Origin of the sequence: Pseudomonas sp. NPDC078700, from assembly GCF_044542375.1 — a bacterium.
Lineage (GTDB): Bacteria > Pseudomonadota > Gammaproteobacteria > Pseudomonadales > Pseudomonadaceae > Aquipseudomonas.
Map to the genome: position 1 here is coordinate 193,974 of NZ_JBITUI010000006.1, position 17,548 is coordinate 211,521.

A 17,548-nucleotide genomic window follows, 5' to 3' on the forward strand; every position below is an offset into this window, starting at 1 on the left:
CCATATATGGAGTCCCATGATTAAGAAATGCTTGTTCCCTGCAGCCGGTTACGGCACACGTTTTCTCCCGGCCACTAAAGCTATGCCCAAGGAAATGTTGCCGATCGTGAACAAGCCGCTGATCCAGTATGGCGTCGAAGAGGCGCTTGATGCTGGCTTGTCAGAAATTGCCATGGTCACAGGGCGCGGTAAGCGTTCCCTCGAAGACCACTTTGATATCAGCTACGAGCTAGAACATCAGATTCGCGATACCGACAAAGAAAAATACCTGGTCGGTATTCGTCGCCTGATCGATGAATGCACGTTCTCGTATACCCGTCAGGTTGAGATGAAAGGTCTGGGCCATGCGATCCTCAGCGGCCGCCCTCTGATTGGTGATGAGCCGTTCGCCGTAGTTCTGGCTGATGACTTGTGCCTCAACCTTGAAGGCGACGGTGTGCTTGCGCAGATGGTCAAACTGTACAACCAGTTCCGTTGCTCTATCGTTGCAATTCAGGAAGTGCCTGAAGACGAAGTGCACAAATACGGTGTGATTGCTGGTGAAATGATCCGCGATGACATTTACCGCGTGAACAGCATGGTTGAAAAGCCGAAGAAAGAAGACGCGCCGACCAATATGGCGATTATCGGTCGCTACATTCTGACCCCGGATATTTTCGACCTGATCGAACAAACCGAGCCGGGCAAAGGGGGTGAAATCCAGATCACCGATGCGCTGATGAAACAGGCACAAAACGGTTGTGTACTGGCCTATAAGTTCAAGGGCCAGCGCTTTGACTGTGGCGGTGCAGAAGGTTATATCGAAGCCACTAACTTCTGCTTTGAAAATCTCTACAAGGCTGGTAAATCCAAGTAATTGTGGTTGCCAAGCGTGCCTAGCAAAACTGGCATGCAATCTCGATATGCGCGTTGCCTTTTGCTCTGCCGTAGGCCGGACAATGTTTTGTCCGGCCTACGCGCTGAAATTTGGGCGATTTGTTGAGTTAATGATTGACTCAAGGTATTGGCATCTTTTCAGCGCCCGGTCCTAATGGCTGGCCGTAGCTGAACTCAATGTAGTTGCCGCCCGGATCAACAACCCCGCAGTAATACCCGACTGGATAGGGCTCGTCGCGAGGCTCCCAAATCAGGCATCCTTCGTCGCGTGCTTTATTCGCCAAGGCATCGACCTGCTCACGGCTTTCCACCGCAAAACCAAAGTGTGAATAGTCATTTGCCCCGAGTTGACGTTGTTCACCACCGGGCATCATTACCAAGATAAAGCTGTGTTCTTTACCGGGTTCGGCCATCCATACGATCCGCGAACCTTTGCCAGCCCGTTGATGGATAACCCGCATGGCGCAAAACTGGCTATAGAACTCAATGCATGTGTCCAAATCAGGAACATGCAAGGCGATATGGGTGAGTGTCGGCTGCATAAATCCTCCTATAACCCAGATAAGAGTAGGTGTTTAAGGCGACTTTGCTGACATCAGGTTATGATTGGGCCTTTATCAGGAGGATAATCATGACTTACGACTTCGACCTTTTTGTAATCGGCGCAGGTTCTGGTGGCGTTCGTGCTGCTCGATTCTCGGCAGGATACGGCGCTAAAGTTGCGGTTGCAGAAAGCCGCTATTTAGGCGGGACCTGCGTCAACGTCGGCTGCGTACCCAAGAAGTTGTTGGTTTATGGTGCCCACCTGGCTGATGAGTTTGAGCAAGCCAAAGGGTTTGGCTGGAACCTAGATAAGCCTAAGTTTGATTGGACAACCCTGATCAGCAACAAAAATACTGAGATCAATCGCCTCAACGGCGTTTATCGCAACCTGTTGCAGAGCAGTGGCGTTACGCTGCTTGAGGGTCATGCGCGTATGCTCGACGACCATCATGTCGAGTTAGACGGCAAGCGCTATAGCGCAAAAAATATCCTGATTGCCACCGGTGGCTGGCCAAGCATTCCAGATATTCCAGGGCGTGAACACGCCATTGGCTCAAACGAAGCCTTCTTTCTTGAACAACTGCCTAAGCGCGTCATTGTGGTTGGCGGTGGCTATATTGCTGTCGAGTTCGCATCGATTTTTAACGGCCTTGGGGCCAAAACAACCCAGTTGTACCGTGGTGATTTATTCCTGCGTGGTTTCGATGGTTCGGTGCGTAAACACCTGCAAGAAGAACTGAGCAAAAGCGGTATCGATCTTCAGTTCAATGCTGATATCAAGCAAATAGACAAACAGGCGGATGGCAGCTTGCTGGCCACCTTGAAAGATGGTCGCACCTTGGAAGCCGACTGCGTGTTCTACGCCACTGGGCGTCATCCGATGCTGGATAATCTCGGCCTGGAAAATACCTCGGTTAAGCTTGATAAGCGCGGGCATATTGATGTTGATGAGCATTACAAAACCAGCGCAGATTCAGTCTTTGCCATTGGTGATGTGATCGGCCGCGTGCAACTGACGCCTGTCGCGCTGGCCGAAGGCATGGCCGTGGCCCGCCAGCTGTTCAAACCTGAGGAATACCGTAGCGTTGACTACGACATGATTCCGACAGCCGTGTTCAGCTTGCCCAATATAGGCACAGTAGGTCTGACTGAAGAGCAGGCCCGTGAAAAAAATCACAAGGTCAACATCTACGAAAGCCGTTTCAAACCCATGAAGCTATCCCTTGGCGATTCGACTGAACGCACACTGATGAAATTGGTGGTTGATGCTGAATCAGATCGCGTTCTGGGATGTCACATGGTTGGCCCGGATGCAGGGGAGATCATTCAAGGGCTGGCTGTTGCGCTTAAAGCCGGTGCGACCAAAGCTGTGTTTGACGACACCATCGGCGTGCACCCAACTGCGGCTGAAGAGTTTGTCACCATGCGCACGCCTATCGCTGAGTAATTACTTCGATGACCATGGCGCAATTGTTTTATGCGGCTGACCTTTTCGGTGTGGCCGTATTTGCTATCACCGGCGCGCTTATGGCCGGGCGCAAATCAATGGACCTGTTCGGGGTGTTGGTTATTGCCATCATCACGGCCTTGGGTGGCGGCACATTACGTGACGTCATCCTGGGTAATCATCCGGTCAGCTGGATTCGGGATGACACCTATATTCTGGTCGCATCAATAGCGGCGGTGGGCACGGTAGTTTGGGTCAGGCTGACTCAACCCATCCATGAAAAAGGCCTGCTGATAGCCGATGCCTTTGGCTTGGCGGTGTTCACCGTTTACGGCACAGAAGTGGCGCTGCAGCATGACCTTCAACTCAGCACAGCAGTGATCATGGGGATTATTACCGGTGTCGCAGGTGGGGTCATGCGCGACATCATCTGCAATGAGATACCGCTAATCTTCAAAAAAGAAATCTACGCCACTGCATGCATTGCCGGTGCGCTGATGTTCATCGGGCTTAGAGCTTTAGCCACACCGCCTTGGCTCGACACCGGTATTGCCATGCTTACGGTATTGATCACGCGCCTTGCCGCCATTCGTTGGCATTTCTCTTTGCCTAAATTCCACCTGCTCGATAGGGATTAACCGTGATTGAACGCTTGGATCACTTGGTCTTGACCGTTGCCGACATCGATAAAACCCTGGATTTCTACACCCGTGTGTTGGCCATGCAGCACGAAACCTTCGGCGAAGGGCGCAGCGCACTGGTGTTTGGCCAACAGAAATTTAACCTGCATGAGCAGGGTAAAGAATTTGAGCCCAAGGCCAAAAAGCCAACGCCCGGGGCAATCGATTTATGCTTGATCACAACCTGGCCGACCGACAAGGTGCTCGCACATCTTGCGCAGCAGGGCGTAACGGTCAGTGAAGGCCCAGTCAAACGTACGGGTGCGACAGGGCCGATAGAGTCAGTGTACTTTCGTGACCCCGATGACAACTTAATCGAAGTCAGTCATTACCTCTGACTCTAAAGCCAAGCGAACGCCTGAGCAGAGGCAATTACTCGTGGTGGGCTTCGCCGACAAAGGTTAGCGAGGTGAAGAAGCCTTGTTCGGTGATGTCTGGATTGTTGGCAACAGGCACCACAGTTTGTGCGGCAATCACGTTCAAACCTGGGTTCCTGATGATCACCTGAGCACGACCTTTTTCGTCGGTTTCAGCGCTGATCTCATTCGGAGCATTGCGGTAATCCCCCAGCAGTTTGATGCCGACCAATGGCTTGCCATCCAGTGTGACGATCACAGGCAGTGGCTTATACGGGCCGACAGTCATCGGGTCAACTTGCGGCACAATCACCATTCTTAAACGGTCAAGCTTGGACAGCGTTGCGCCTTCCTGGTAGATAGCCAGGCTGTATTTGAAGGTCTGAAGCGAGGCTATTGCCCCCGGCACTTTCGAGCGTCCTTGATTGATCCACTGTTTGTCAGCGGTTTGAGACCACATGCCATTATCCAGTGCGACTGCCATCACTGCAGGTTGACTGAGTGGTTGCAGGCGAGCGTGATCGCTGAGCCGTTCAACGGTAACCGGAATCATCTTGCCGCTGGCGCTATAGGCCCAAGCTCCGCTGATTTTGCTGGCTTTGAAAGCGTTATCTTCAGCCCCATGGCCATAGATAACTTCGATATTGCCACGACGTTCCTCGGTCCATAAACCGTGCGCAATGGCGTCACTGGCGAACAGTAGACCGAGCAGTGAAAATGACAGTGCTGAAAGCGTGCGATACATATGAAATCCTTAAACTCTTAAAGGGTAAGTGCCAGACTAAGGCTCAAGTTGCGGGGAGCGCCCGGGGCCACCCAGTAACTGCTATACGAGCGCTCGTAGTAGTTTTCGTCGAAGACATTGTTGAGGTTGATACCGAGGGTGAGGGTGTCGCTGGCCTTGTAGTGGGCTAACAAATCAACGGTCTGATAGGCACCTAGCTCAAAGCTGCTGCCGGCTTCACCAGAGCGGTCGCCGACATAACTGAAGGCAGCGCCCAAGTCAGAGCCACGCAAGGCACCGCTTTGAAACTCATAAACACCGAGAACACTGCCGCTGTGTTTTGCCACGCCAACCAAGCGGCTGCCGGTTGGAATATTGGCATCACCCTGGGTGACTTCAGCATCGATATAGGCGAATGCGCCAATGACCCTCACGGCATCACTTAGCTGCCCGGCGAATTGGACATCCATGCCTTGGCTACGCGCTTTACCAATCGCTCGGTTTGAGTCGGTTGCCGGATCGAGGGCCAGTACGTTTTCTTTCTCGATATGAAAGGCCGCGATAGTGGCGATTAGGCGTTCATCAAATAGCTCGGTTTTGAATCCAACTTCATAGCCAATACCTTCTTCTGGGTCGAAGGCTTTACCGCCAGCATCCAAGCCGTTGTTGGGCTTAAATGACGTAGAGGCGTTTGCAAACACACCCACATCAGGTGTCAGTTGGTAGAGCAACCCTGTTCTGTAGGTTACCTCGTCGTGGCGCTGCTGCCCTTTGGTGTAAGTTGTGTAGTCGTCTATCTGTTGTTCAATGTGCTCGAAACGTGCGCCGAGAAGGCCACGCAGTTTTTCAGTGAAGACGATTTGGTCTTGCAGGTTCAGGGCTTGGCTTTTCACCTGCTCATAGAAATCTGAGCCCAAGCGTGCGCCGTCAGGTTTGGGCTGGCCGTATATTGGCTGGTATATATCAATGGCGTAGGGGGAACCGGATATCGTGGTTACCCGCTCATTCTTGCGGTAATTTTCATACTCGGTGCCGACCAACAGTTCATGTTGCCAACTGCCGATATCAAACAAACCGCGCAGCTCCAACTGGCTAATGCTGTCATGCCAGGCATTGTCACGCTCACGATAACGACGGTTTACCGTGTGACCGTCGGCATTTAATGGGCGTGCCTCGCTGGCAAAGCCCGACAACTCACCTTGTTTGTAGTGACTGGCCAAGCGCAGCGACCACGTTTGGTCGATGTGATGCTCAAGCGCTGCTTGAATCATGTTGTTGTCATTGTCGATATCGCCATCATCTGGCTCACCGAGAAATGTCCTACGCGACAGGCCACTGCGAGAAGCGGCGGGGACAACAATGCCGCGGTCAAACGTCGAGCTGTGCCGGACCAGTTCAGCTTCGACTAAAAGCTGCGTGTCAGGGTTAATCTGCCAACTGAATGACGGTGCAACGAATACCCGCTTACTGTCGACGTGATCGCGAAAGCTGCCGTTATCCTCAACAGCAATATTGACCCTCGATAACAGCTGGCTTTGCGGGTCGAGCGGAGTGTTGAGGTCAAGTGTCGTGCGGTACTGATCCCAGCTACCCGCGCTGGTCTGTAGTTTGGAGAAGGCCTCTGCCTGGGGTTTCTTGCTGACAATATTGACTGTACCGCCTGGGTCGCCACGACCATACAGGCTTGCCGCTGGGCCTTTAAGTACTTCAATGCGTTCAATATTGGCGGCGTCAGGTGTGGCGGGGTAGCCACGGTTAGCGCTGAAACCGTCCTTGTAAAATTCTGATGTCGCAAATCCGCGAATGCTGTATTCAAAAAGTGTGAGGCCACCAAAGTCATTCTGCTTGGAAACGCCTCCCGCGAAATCCAACGCACGTTCTACATCGGTGCTGTTCAAGTCTTGCAGCACTGTGCTGGGAACCACACTGATCGATTGAGGAATATCTTTAATGGCAGTATCGGTTTTGGTGGCACTGGCAGATCGCGTTGCCTTGTATCCATCGACTGGGCCTGTCGCCGATTCATAATCGAATTCTGAAGTGATGGTCATGGCCTCGAGTTGCAGGCTGTGATTTTTTTCTTCAGCAAAGCTGGTATCGCTGAGCAAACCAATAGTTAACCCGGCCAATGAAGCAAATTTGCGCGGCATTACATTTCACCTCTATACGAAGTGAAACAGTATAACGTTACAATAATTTTGTTAATAAAGAACTGGGTGTAACTGAATATTTCTATAACCGGTAAGGCTACGGTTCACGCAGGATTCAGCCTGGTGTCGCCGATGCATGGGCATTGCAATGGTGCGTTAAATCTTATTGTTGCGTTTCTAGTAATAGTAATTTGCTAAATCGCGGATTTTTCATTCCACAGTGGCTTATTAAAATCACTGCATGTTCACAGGCCATTGCATGAGGATGATCAAATGAAGCCGTATCTACTATTTGGCAGCACGTTGTGTGCATTTACCTTGCTTTTCTCACAAATGAGTCAAGCCGAAGAGTCCGCCAGTTTTGTTGCGCGTAACGAACGAGTCCAGCAACAGGCTTCTGACGCCGCCCAGCGTGAAGCTCTGGCCAAGCACTCTAAGGTTGGCGAGGAACAGTCAAATACAGCGACTGATAGCTAAGTTTTTGTTTCCCCCCGACGTTGATGGGTAATGTTCCCGCTCCTTTGTTGACGTCTTATTGGCCGCTTATAGAAAGCGGCTTTTTTTTTGCTTGAATGCTTCTGGCAAAGGCTCCAGCCTAGTTGACTCAGTGGCTGAAGTGTCGGGTCGCTGTAAACCGATTGAGCAGCCGGTGCACCACAAAGACGGTAATCAGTGTCAGCAGCACGGCAATGCAAACTGAGCTCAGGCGGTAAAGGGTTGCGTACATAATGTCGTGATCAGGTGTGAGCGACTGACCAAACAAAATGGCCAGGGTGGTCAATGCACCAAAGCCAATGCCCGGCACGCCATTCTCGAACATATGCCAGCGCGCGCAGAACATCGCAGCAATCCAGACCAGTAAAACCACCAGCGGCAACACGTCGTAATGGTTGTAGAGCAACAGCATCATCAGCAGGGCGATCGTGCAGCCCAGAAGAGTGCCGATTGCACGCACCCGACCCGCAAAGTGGGTGCCTTTCCAGTGCATCGGAAATAACACCAGAATACTGGCCACTTGCGCAGACAGGGAATCATGCAGGTTAAGGCTTTGAAATACGATAAATGACAGCGTCGCAACCGTCGCGCCCAGCAGTGCTTCATGACGACGGCTTGGCAAGTCTTTGCTGATAGGTGCGCGAGGTGTACGTGGTTCAGTGTCAGGAAACAGGTAGAACATCAGCCCGGCAATCGACGCTGCCAGCAAAATTGCCCAACTGTTATACCAGAGCATGTCGATGACATCTGTCTGCGGGTAGCTGGCGAAATTCAATTGAATGGATAGAAACACAGCGCCGAGGGCACCAAACATAAACAACGGCCCTTTGGCCATCAGCGCAAAACGATAGAAAAACAGCACAAAGACCAGCGGAATGATAATCAGCGGACGCCCACCGAACAGGCCATAGAGCAAGGCAACTTCAAGACTTACAACCATTCCCTGAGCGAAAAACTGACGTATCAAATGGGCATTCAACCTGGGGACCAAACCCAGCAATAGCATCGGGTAGACACAGAAGAACGAGCCGTACTGCAGGTTGAGCAGCTTGCAGATAAGCAAGGCCAAAGTGCCGCCCGTGGCAATTCTCAGGCATTGGCGCAAGTCATTACTGCTCAGCGGCCGATGGCCAAGCAGTGGCTGCGCAGCGTCTGCGCTAGTAGACATAGTGCAGCCAACTGATCAGTCGGATTTGCAATGCGGCGATTGCTGCGACAAAACCGTTATCAAGCGGGATCAGCTGCACTGTAGCCTTTGCCCCAGTGGGCAGCGTGAACGGTAGCACTTCATTGAGCTGTAGATGCAATCGCTGGCGCTGTGCATCACGCACCCAGCGCTCTGATTGCACCGGCGCAGCCAATTGGCCGTTGGCTTCAATCTGACCTTCACGAACACCCGCATCGAAATGACTGACCCTCGCATCAAACAACTCGCCAGGACGCGCATCAAATACCACTACAGCGGGCGTTTGCTCGTCGACATAACGCAATGCTTTTTCACGGAAGTCAGCGATTATGTCCACGCTGTCTTCAACCATCGCAGCCACTGGAGTACCGGCTGCGACGTAGGTTCCGGAGGTTAGCTGCAAGTTGCTAATCACGCCGCTGCGCTGGGCGCGTACCTGTGTGTACTCCAGCTTTAAACGCGCCCGACGCAATGCATTGCGGGCCTGACGTACCCGCAGGTTTTCATTGCCGTCCGTGCCACGACGCGCCTGCAGTTCTGTCATTTTCGCATGAGCTGCACTGACCGAAGCTAATGCGGAGAGGCGCTGAGATTCCAAGGTGTCAAAGGCCTGACGAGAAACCAGTTGGCGACCAATAAGGCTGTGCATTCGCTTGCTCTGTGCCCCCAGATCTGTTGATTTAGCCTTGGCCGCGCTGATTTCTGCCTGCGCAGCTTTTAGCTGGGCATCGAGCTCAATATTGTCCTGTTGGGCTTGCTCCACTGCCAGTTCAGCTTGTTGAACTTCAACTTCAAATGGTTGCGGGTCAAGGCTAAACAGGAGTTGCCCAGGCACCACATGCTGGTTATTGGTTATCGCCACCTCACTCACTTGCCCTGACACACGAGGGGCGATTTTCAGCACCGATCGGGTCAGTTGGGCTTGCGGTGTCAGCGGCATACTCAGGTCAGCAGTCAGGAAATAAATAAAGCAGCAGGCCAGGGCCGCAATTGCGATTTGAACCGAGCGGGCAAACCGTTGATCTGGACTCATTAATAACCTCAAGAAGACAAAACATGGGGCAGATTGGCCGCGGACAAATGGCGTCCATACGAGCAAATGGTCTAGTATATTTCCGGCTCTTTCATGTAAAAATAAGCAATTTATGCAAAGAACAGTTACGAAAAAGGTAATAGTTGATGGATGTTTTTCAGGCTATGCGCGTGTTTGCCCGAGTCGTGGACTCAGGCAGCTTTACAGCCGCAGCGCAAATGCTGGATTTGTCTACCGCACAGGTATCGCGGTTGGTGTCTGAACTAGAGAGCCACCTGCAGGCACGCTTGCTGCAACGGACAACACGACGCTTGCGTTTGACTGAAGTGGGCAGCCGCTACCTTGAGCGCTGCCGGCAGATATTGAATGAGATGGAAGACGCTAACGCCGAGGCCAGCGGCGCACACCTGATGCCGCGCGGGCGGCTAAAAGTGCATTCAATCACTGGGCTCGGTACGCAGTTATTGGCACCGCTTGCAGCGCGCTATTGCGAGCTGTTTCCCGAAGTGAATATCGATATGACCCTTTCCCAGCACCAACCAGATTTGATTGATGATGGGCAGGACGTGGTCTTTACCATGGCCCGTGAATTACCAGACTCAGAGTTGGTGGCGCAGTTGCTCGGCACGAATTTCAGCGTGGTCTGTGCCGCGCCGTCTTATCTTGAGCAGCATGGTATCCCCAAAACGCCGGATGACCTGGCAGAGCATCGGTGCCTGCGTTTAATCGATCCGGTGTTTGGCGATAGCTGGACCTTTAATGATAATGGCGTTGAGCGGGCAATCAGCCTTGGCGAGACCTTTCAAATCAATGTTGCTGAAGCGATGGCGCAAGCGGCATCAGCGGGCATGGGTATTTGCTTGCTACCTGATCTTATCGCCGCAAAAGCCTTTCAACAGGGCAAGCTGGTGCGGGTTTTGGTTGAGCATCAACTGCATGAGCGGGGTGTTTATGCACTCTATCCGTCGCGGCGGTTTCTTGATGCCAAAGTGCGAACTTGGGTTGAGTTTCTCAAGGAAGAAATACCGCTGGCCTTCGATAACAACCGCGCAGTGGTAGAGAATCGAGCTTACTGGGCTGGTGCGAGCCGCTGACGGGTAAAATTAAAGGTAAAAAAAGGCCACTTGAATCAAGTGGCCAAACAGGACGTCGGAGCAGTCACGCATCAACGCCTTGGTATTCAGGCATACTTCTTGGCCGCATGTGCGCTGGCTTAAAGAATAGTCAATGGATAATCGACGATCAGACGAAACTCGCTGGCGTCGTCTTCACCTTGGTCAGCATTAGCGCTGTGCCACGCCTGACGAATACGCAACGACAGGTCTTTGGCTGCGCCAGATTGCACTACGTAACGGGCTTCCAGATTAGTCTCATGGTGTTTTCCGTCATCACCATAAAGCCCGGCGTAAGCACTGGTTGCATCGACGTGGGTGCCGTCAATACCGCTACCATTGACGTAGCGAGCCATGAAACTCAGGCCGGGCACACCGTAGCTGTCCATCGCCACGTCATAACGTAACTGCCAGGATTTCTCACCAGGGGCGTTGAAGTCAGAGAATTGCACTGAGTTGGCGAGGTAAATGGAGTCACCACCTTCGCCGGAAAGATTGTCGCCAACACCGATGTAGTCGAGCGGCGTGTCTCCCTCAACTTTTTGCAAGGCCAGGGTCAGGGTGTGAGCGTCCAAGAAACTATAGGCTGCTGCCAACGACCATGCGCTGTTGTCGATCTTGCCTGCTCTGGCTTGGCCGTAGTCATCAGTGTGATAAACATTGGCATCGAAATTCAGTGATTGGTTATCGGCCAAGGTTAGTTCGTAATTGGCATTAGCGTAGAACTGACGCCAAATGTCCTCGAATTCAGAGCCGTACAGCGAAACACTAAAATCATCATTGATGGCGTAGTTGCCACCTACAAAGTCGACACTGCGCGTGGTTACATCGGCGTATGTTGCAAATAGTTCGCCATTGGAGTTGCGGGTTGTAGGACCTGTGCCTGAAGTAAAGTGACCGGCTTCTAAATCGAGGCCGTCAATTTCACTGCTGAGTAAATTAAAACCAGTTGCGGTTTGCGGCAAAAGACGTGAGCCTGTGAGGGCGAACACGGGTGCTTGAGGTTGCATTTCACCCCATTTGAGCATGGTCTTCGACACGCGCATTTTCAGCACACCACCGGTGTTGCTGTAGTCGTCCATAAGCTCGCCGTTATTGTCGACTGGCAGGTTACCGGTGCCCGTGGTGCCATCACCACCATCTAGTTTGAGCCCCAAGTAACCAAATGCCTCAACTGCAACGCCGACCGTGCCTTGGCTAAAACCAGAGTTGTAGTTGGCAAGAAACCCTTGGGTCCAGTCGCGGCGATCTTCGACGTTATTCTTACCATCACGGTTAAAGTAATAGTTGCGCAGCAGTAGGTTAAATTCGCTGCCTTCAATAAGCCCTTTGGCATCGGCTTGGTCGGTGACAAAAGCGTCGGCGTTGGCGAGTTGCGCCACACCGCTGGACATCGCCAGCAGTAAGGCACTGAGTGGAAATTTGTTCATTATTGCGTGCTCCATATGCAGTTGGATCTGGGCCATAAAATGGCAATGGCCAGACTTCTAATTCGGCAGATAAAGAGCATGTCTGCGCAGGCTAAGCGCTTCGTAGTACTCGAATTTAAGACAGCAGTGCGCGTCCGTGCCGCGAGTAGGCTTATTCCCTGTGCAAAACTGTCGGAGCGCATAATGAGCAAAAGTTCGTTTTGCTTTAATGCCATCTAACGGAAAGGACTATCCAGCTGGATGTAATAATCGCAGGGTGATGCTGTGATAAACGCGCGTGGGTAAATCAGAAGGGATTGCTAGCCTAGCGAGGGATGCATAAGCGATTGCAGTGTTACTCGCTGTAAAGCGGCAGTCGGCAGCGATCAACTTTCCACCAAGTCGGCAGAAGCTTGCGTATAGCAGGTTGATTGAAGCGATCATCAATCAGGTACACAACGCCTTGATCCTGCACGGTACGAATCACCCGGCCAGCGGCCTGAACAACCTTCTGCATTCCAGGGTAGAGATAGGTGTAACCATGGCCGTTATTGCTGCCAAACATGGCCTCCATGCGCTGTTTGATTTGCTCGTTGACCGGGTTGATTTGCGGGAGCCCGAGGGTCGCGATAAAGGCACCAATCAGTCGATCACCGGGTAAGTCGATGCCTTCACCAAATGCGCCGCCAAGTACCGCAAAGCCGACACCACGGCTTCGCGAGGTGAAACGATCGAGAAAGGCTTGGCGCGCAGTTTCATCCATTTGCCGCGACTGCTGCCAGACCGGAATGTCTGGATGGCTCTGGCGCAACTGCTCAATGGCGGCTTGCAGGTAGCTGTAGCTACTGAAAAAGGCCAAATAGTTGCCGGGCGTCTCGGCATATTGGTGAGCGATTAAATCCGCAATCGGCACCAATGAGGCGTCACGATGGGCAAAGCGGGTAGAGACATTACTGATGGCTTGTACCTGTAATTGCTCGGCGCTAAAGGGCGAGTCAACGTCAATCCAGGGTGTGTCTTCAGGCAGCCCCAGCAAGTCTGCATAATAATTAGCAGGGCTCAATGTGGCTGAAAAAAGCGTGCAGCTGTGAGCGTCATCAAAACGTGGCGCGAGGAACGGGGCAGGGACGATGTTACGAATACACAAGGTCGACACTGACTTGCCGGAACTCTCGTCGCGGCTGATATCAAACAATGAATGCGGGCCGAATGCTTCGGCGAGTCGGCAAAACAGCATGGCGTCCAGATAAAAATGCAGCAGTTCGGCGGCATTGCCTGCGGGTTGCTCACTGAGGTGATCGGTGAGGGTGCTCACGGCTTTCTGCAAGGCCATTACAAACAGGTCTGGTGCCATGGGGTACACCTGATAGGCAACCTGCTGCTCCTGTTCCAACTGCCGCCAATGCCGGCTAATACGTTCTAGCGGGGCTTTCATCACCTTTGGTGCGATAAATCGCACGGCTTCAAAGCGCTGCTGGTTAAGTTCTGCGGTGTACATGCCGCGAGCGCGATCAATCAGGTTATGGGCTTCATCTACCAGTAGGGTAACGCGCCATTCATTGAGCAGGGTCAGGCCGTACAGCAGGCCGCCCATGTCGAAATAGTAGTTGTAGTCGCACACCACAACATCCGCCCAACGGCACAATTCCTGACTCAGGTAATAGGGGCAAATCTGGTGTGCCAGCGCCACCTTGCGCACATTCTCATGGTTGAGCCATTGCCCCTCAAGTGCTGCTTTACGTGCTTGCGGCAAACGGTCATAAAAGCCTTTGGCTAAAGGGCATGAGTCGCCATGACAGGCTTTGTCAGGATGCTCGCAGGCTTTGTCCCGCGCTACATGCTCGAGCACGCGCAATGGCATTGCATCTTCCTGCTTACGCAAGGTCTGCAGTGCATCCAGGGCTAGGCGCCTGCCGGGTGTTTTAGCTGTCAGAAAGAACAAGCGATCAAGCTTTTGCTCAGGGAAAGCCTTGAGCTGTGGAAATAAAGTGCCAAGGGTTTTGCCAATACCGGTGGTGGCCTGCGCCATCAGGCAATGACCATCGCGCGCTGCGCGGTAAACGGTGTTGGCTAACTGGCGTTGTCCGCTGCGGAACTCGGCATGGGGAAATGTCAGGTCAAGCAACGACTGGTCGCGGCGTAGACGGTGTGCCCGCTCGTACTCAGCCCAATCAATATAGCGGCTGCATTGCAGCTCAAAAAATGCCTGCAACTCCTCAGCACTGAGGGTTTGGTGAAATGCCGTTTCATGCTGAGTCAACACATTGAAATACACCACCGCCAGATTGATTTCAGCGAGCCCGCGCTCGGCGCACAGCAACCAGCCATAGACCTTTGCCTGAGCCCAATGCAGTAAGCGGTGATTCTCAGGAATTCGACTGATATCGCCACGGTGAGTTTTGATTTCTTCAAGCAGGTTCTGGTCCGGGTCATAACCATCAGCCCGGCCACGCACTAGCAGCCCCCGGAATTCACCACTTACGGCCAGCTCCGGGTAGTAACCGGGGCCGCGCCTGGCGACCACAATGGCGTGGCCCGTCATGCCTTCTTGTGCAGTGGGTGAGGGCGTGAAGCGCAGGTCAAGATCACCGACCTTGGCGGTGAACTCACATAAAGCGCGAACCGCCACCTGATAACTCAAGCGTCAGCCCACTGCACATAGCAGACATCTACCGGCATGCCGTTCTCGGCGCAAAAAGCCAGCCAGCGTCGTTGGTTGTCCTGTAAGCGGTCGCCCGGCCCTTTGACCTCAATCATTCGATAGCGTCGTTGCGCAGGCCAGAATTGGATGAGGTCGGGCATGCCCGCACGGTTGGCTTTGATATCGAGCAATAGACGTTTGAACCAGGCTAATAGATGGGCGGCGGGCAGGCATTCCAAGGCGTGTTCCAGCAGTGTTTGATCCAGTGCGCCCCAAAATACGAAGGGGGACTGAATGCCGAATTTGTCTGTGTAGTTTTGCCTGATCAGATCTTTATAAGCGCAGGATTCCAGCTGGTCCAGGCTATGGGCAAATAATGCTTGGCGTTGGGGGTAGAAGTCGCTGCCGAACAGGTCAACCGGCCCGGTGTGGAAGGGGTGGAAAAACGCCCCGGGTACTGGGGCGAAAATGGCTTGCCAGCAAAGCAGTCCAAATAAACTACAGATCAAGCTGTTTTCGACGTAGTGAACCGGGCCATCCGAGTGACTGAGGTGTTGGGCCACTGCAAACTCGACACTTTCGCCTTCTGGTTTAGGCAGAATCAAATCAATTCGACTGGGGGCCTTGGGCTTTGCCTTGCTCGGCTGTGGCTGACCGAGCTGACGGGAAAGGCGTGTCATTGCCCGCTCCACCGCTTGTGCTTCCGCATCACTCTCCGGCGCTTCAACGGCTTGACGCGTCAGTTCATAGGCGTGCTCATGTTGTCCGAGACGCTCCAGCACACGAATTTGCCGCAAGCGAGCGCCCAGATAACGACAGTCCGCGTAAAAGGCCAGTGCCTGTTCCAGCTGGGCTTCGCGCTCCAGCTGCTGCCCCATGCGAAACAGCAATTTATTACGTCGCGCGGTCAAGAACGTACTGTCACAGATTAAAGCGCTAATGTGCGCTAAGACCTGGTCAATAGGCTCTCCTGCTTCAAATTGCTCGCGACAGTCCTGCAATTTCAGGTAGCAGTCAACATCAGCGCGGCTTCGAAACGCCCGCGAGTCAGCTGTAAAGGGCACCTGTTCATAACGAAAAATGCCCAACTCAGCGAGGACGAACTCGGACCAATCCTGGCGAAGGTTGCCAAAGAACATCAGGCGCAGGCGTTGGCACAGCGGATCAATGGTCAGAGACAGTATTTGCTCGTCACTGGTCGGACACCACCCGGCAAACTCTCGCGGTTGCGCGTGTTCATCCGTCAGCAATTCGAGCAGCTGGGTCTTGCCCATGGATTTTTTCAGTGGCAGCGGATTTGCGCCGGATTGCGCAAGGTGTTGGCAGATTTCATCCTTGCGCAACAGCTTAAACAACTCATCCAGCGTCAACTCGGCGTCTTGCTTTACCCAGCCAGCCTCGATCAATGGCCGGGTTGCTGTAAGGCTGCAACTGATTTCTGCATAGCTCAGCTTTTCCAAGCGAAAATGCGTGCCTTTGCGCATAATCATGCGGACCAGTATCGCTTGTGACTGAGTGTCCATGGCAAGGAACTGCTCGATAAATCCTAACTCAGTATCATCCAGCAGATCGCCATAGCGCTGTTGCAGCCACCTTAGTGCCTGATGGAAATTCGACAGGTAGTAGAATCGAGGATCGAGTAGCGACTGCATGGACGTGCCGGTTGTTTGCATTGCCATCAAGCATGCACGGTGAATAAGAAGAGCGTTTTGCCACGGTTTTGGGGCACAGCTCAGGGCTTGGTTGAGACAGCTTAACCTGAGCTGTTCGTTTATACAGTATCATTATGCAGCATTCGCCAAACGGCTAATGATCGGTCTGCCGGGAGAAAGTGCAGTAATGGATAAGCTCATGGCCATGCGCATGTTTGTTGAGACCGTGGAGGCCAAGGGCTTTTCAGCGGCGGCACGTAAAGTTGGCGTGGCCACCTCAACGGTTACACGAATGGTTGATTCACTTGAGGCGCAACTGGGCAGCGTATTGCTTAACCGCTCGACACGGCAAATCAGCCTTACTGAGGCCGGTGCGGTGTACTACAACAAGGCTCGCTTGATTCTGGACGCTGTGGCTGATGCCGATGCTCAGACAAGTGATCAAGGCGATGAACCTGTTGGTGTATTGCGCGTGAGCGTGCCAGTTGAGTTCGGCCGACGCATTATCGCCCCGCACATTCAGAAGCTGCTTTCGCGTTACCCGCGCCTGGAAATCAACCTGACGCTAAGTGATGAGGTCATCGATTTGTTCAGCCAAGGTGTTGACCTGTCGGTTCGTCTGGGTGCCGCTCTGGTCAATGACGATGTGGTAAGCCGCACCATCGGCCATTTCGAGCGCTGGGCTGTTGTCAGCCCCGATTATTTAGCCAATCACAGTCAGCCGACCACTCCAGCCGAACTCTCCAGCCATCAATGCCTGACATTTGATTTTGCCAACGGTAGTTCCAATTGGCTGTTCCACAGGAGTGGGGAGCCTATAAGCGTGCCAGTACAGGGCCGACTCAAAAGTAATAACGCCGACATTTTGCGCAAGGCTGCAGTGGAGGGAGGTGGCATTGCATTGCTGGCGGACTGGCTGGTTGAAACAGATGTCCGTGACGGCCGTTTGATTCGTTTGTTCGAGGAGTACCAGATAAATCCTGGGCAAGTGAATGCAAGCATCAATGTACTTTTTTTACCCAACCACAGGATGTCTACACGGGTGCGCGTATTTACCGACTTCCTTGAGGGGCTTGTCGCGACTTCTCACTGAAAGCTCACACCTTTGCAATTTGCGCAACGCTGAGTTGCGAGTCCGTCCCATTCTAGGAATCAGGTTAAGGCACTAAGGTGGCTGCATCGGGTATCCGAAGGCTAATTATTTCAGAGCTCGCCTAACGCTCATCCAAGGTACATTTTGTCGA

General features: G+C 52.9%; 15 protein-coding genes. 7 read left to right on the plus strand and 8 right to left on the minus strand.

Annotated features, from left to right (window positions below; all coding sequences use genetic code 11):
* Window positions 1–16: 16 nt before the first annotated feature.
* Window positions 17–856 carry a UTP--glucose-1-phosphate uridylyltransferase GalU gene (gene galU / locus ACIGCM_RS19725; RefSeq protein WP_397503741.1) on the plus strand — a complete coding sequence of 280 codons (840 nt, stop codon included), beginning with the start codon at window positions 17–19 and terminating at the stop codon, window positions 854–856.
* A 139-nt stretch (window positions 857–995) separates the two neighbouring features.
* Here galU and ACIGCM_RS19730 read toward each other — a convergent pair whose 3' ends face one another.
* Window positions 996–1,418, minus strand: coding sequence for a VOC family protein (locus ACIGCM_RS19730; RefSeq protein ID WP_397503742.1), 423 nt, complete (start codon window positions 1,416–1,418; stop codon window positions 996–998).
* Window positions 1,419–1,507: 89 nt separating this feature from the next.
* Here ACIGCM_RS19730 and gorA point away from each other — a divergent pair, with 89 nt between their 5' ends.
* From gorA to ACIGCM_RS19745, 3 genes are read left to right on the plus strand one after another with little or no spacing between them, the layout of a single operon-like run.
* Window positions 1,508–2,866: a glutathione-disulfide reductase gene (gene gorA, locus ACIGCM_RS19735; protein WP_397503743.1), complete on the plus strand. Its 1,359-nt coding sequence runs from the start codon at window positions 1,508–1,510 to the stop codon at window positions 2,864–2,866.
* A 14-nt stretch (window positions 2,867–2,880) separates the two neighbouring features.
* Window positions 2,881–3,504, plus strand: a complete 624-nt coding sequence (locus ACIGCM_RS19740) for a trimeric intracellular cation channel family protein (RefSeq protein ID WP_397503821.1) — start codon at window positions 2,881–2,883, stop codon at window positions 3,502–3,504.
* A gap of 2 nt (window positions 3,505–3,506) precedes the next feature.
* On the plus strand, window positions 3,507–3,884 hold the full coding sequence (locus ACIGCM_RS19745) for a VOC family protein (protein ID WP_397503744.1): 378 nt from the start codon (window positions 3,507–3,509) through the stop codon (window positions 3,882–3,884).
* 34 nt (window positions 3,885–3,918) lie between these two features.
* Here the strand turns inward: ACIGCM_RS19745 and ACIGCM_RS19750 are convergent, their stop codons facing one another.
* Both ACIGCM_RS19750 and ACIGCM_RS19755 read right to left on the minus strand, forming a co-directional pair.
* The gene (locus tag ACIGCM_RS19750) at window positions 3,919–4,647 is read right to left on the minus strand and encodes a DUF4198 domain-containing protein (protein ID WP_397503745.1); all 729 of its coding nucleotides are present in this window, start codon (window positions 4,645–4,647) and stop codon (window positions 3,919–3,921) included.
* Window positions 4,648–4,664: 17 nt separating this feature from the next.
* Window positions 4,665–6,776: a TonB-dependent siderophore receptor gene (locus ACIGCM_RS19755; protein WP_397503746.1), complete on the minus strand. Its 2,112-nt coding sequence runs from the start codon at window positions 6,774–6,776 to the stop codon at window positions 4,665–4,667.
* Between the two features lie 273 nt (window positions 6,777–7,049).
* On the opposite strand from ACIGCM_RS19755, the gene ACIGCM_RS19760 reads away from it, so the two are divergent.
* On the plus strand, window positions 7,050–7,253 hold the full coding sequence (locus tag ACIGCM_RS19760; RefSeq protein ID WP_397503747.1) for a hypothetical protein: 204 nt from the start codon (window positions 7,050–7,052) through the stop codon (window positions 7,251–7,253).
* A 127-nt stretch (window positions 7,254–7,380) separates the two neighbouring features.
* Here ACIGCM_RS19760 and ACIGCM_RS19765 read toward each other — a convergent pair whose 3' ends face one another.
* Together ACIGCM_RS19765 and ACIGCM_RS19770 are read right to left on the minus strand one after the other, a co-directional pair.
* Complete coding sequence (locus tag ACIGCM_RS19765) at window positions 7,381–8,439, minus strand: DUF2955 domain-containing protein (protein ID WP_397503748.1); 1,059 nt, start codon at window positions 8,437–8,439, stop codon at window positions 7,381–7,383.
* Window positions 8,429–9,490, minus strand: a complete 1,062-nt coding sequence (locus tag ACIGCM_RS19770) for an HlyD family secretion protein (protein ID WP_397503749.1) — start codon at window positions 9,488–9,490, stop codon at window positions 8,429–8,431. The genes ACIGCM_RS19765 and ACIGCM_RS19770 overlap by 11 nt, the downstream gene beginning before the upstream one ends.
* A gap of 146 nt (window positions 9,491–9,636) precedes the next feature.
* Here ACIGCM_RS19770 and ACIGCM_RS19775 point away from each other — a divergent pair, with 146 nt between their 5' ends.
* The gene (locus ACIGCM_RS19775) at window positions 9,637–10,584 is read left to right on the plus strand and encodes a LysR family transcriptional regulator (RefSeq protein WP_397503751.1); all 948 of its coding nucleotides are present in this window, start codon (window positions 9,637–9,639) and stop codon (window positions 10,582–10,584) included.
* Between the two features lie 119 nt (window positions 10,585–10,703).
* Here ACIGCM_RS19775 and ACIGCM_RS19780 read toward each other — a convergent pair whose 3' ends face one another.
* The 3 genes from ACIGCM_RS19780 to ACIGCM_RS19790 all read right to left on the minus strand — a co-directional run bounded on the left by ACIGCM_RS19780 (window position 10,704) and on the right by ACIGCM_RS19790 (window position 16,304).
* The gene (locus ACIGCM_RS19780) at window positions 10,704–12,032 is read right to left on the minus strand and encodes an OprD family porin (RefSeq protein WP_397503752.1); all 1,329 of its coding nucleotides are present in this window, start codon (window positions 12,030–12,032) and stop codon (window positions 10,704–10,706) included.
* A gap of 334 nt (window positions 12,033–12,366) precedes the next feature.
* A complete protein-coding gene (locus tag ACIGCM_RS19785) occupies window positions 12,367–14,652 on the minus strand; it encodes an ATP-dependent DNA helicase (RefSeq protein WP_397503753.1) in 2,286 nt (761 codons plus the stop codon).
* On the minus strand, window positions 14,649–16,304 hold the full coding sequence (locus ACIGCM_RS19790; protein WP_397503823.1) for a VRR-NUC domain-containing protein: 1,656 nt from the start codon (window positions 16,302–16,304) through the stop codon (window positions 14,649–14,651). The genes ACIGCM_RS19785 and ACIGCM_RS19790 overlap by 4 nt, the downstream gene beginning before the upstream one ends.
* 187 nt (window positions 16,305–16,491) lie before the next feature.
* Between ACIGCM_RS19790 and ACIGCM_RS19795 the strand changes: the two genes are divergently transcribed.
* Window positions 16,492–17,397, plus strand: coding sequence for a LysR family transcriptional regulator (locus ACIGCM_RS19795; protein ID WP_397503754.1), 906 nt, complete (start codon window positions 16,492–16,494; stop codon window positions 17,395–17,397).
* The last annotated feature ends 151 nt before the right edge of the window (window positions 17,398–17,548 follow it).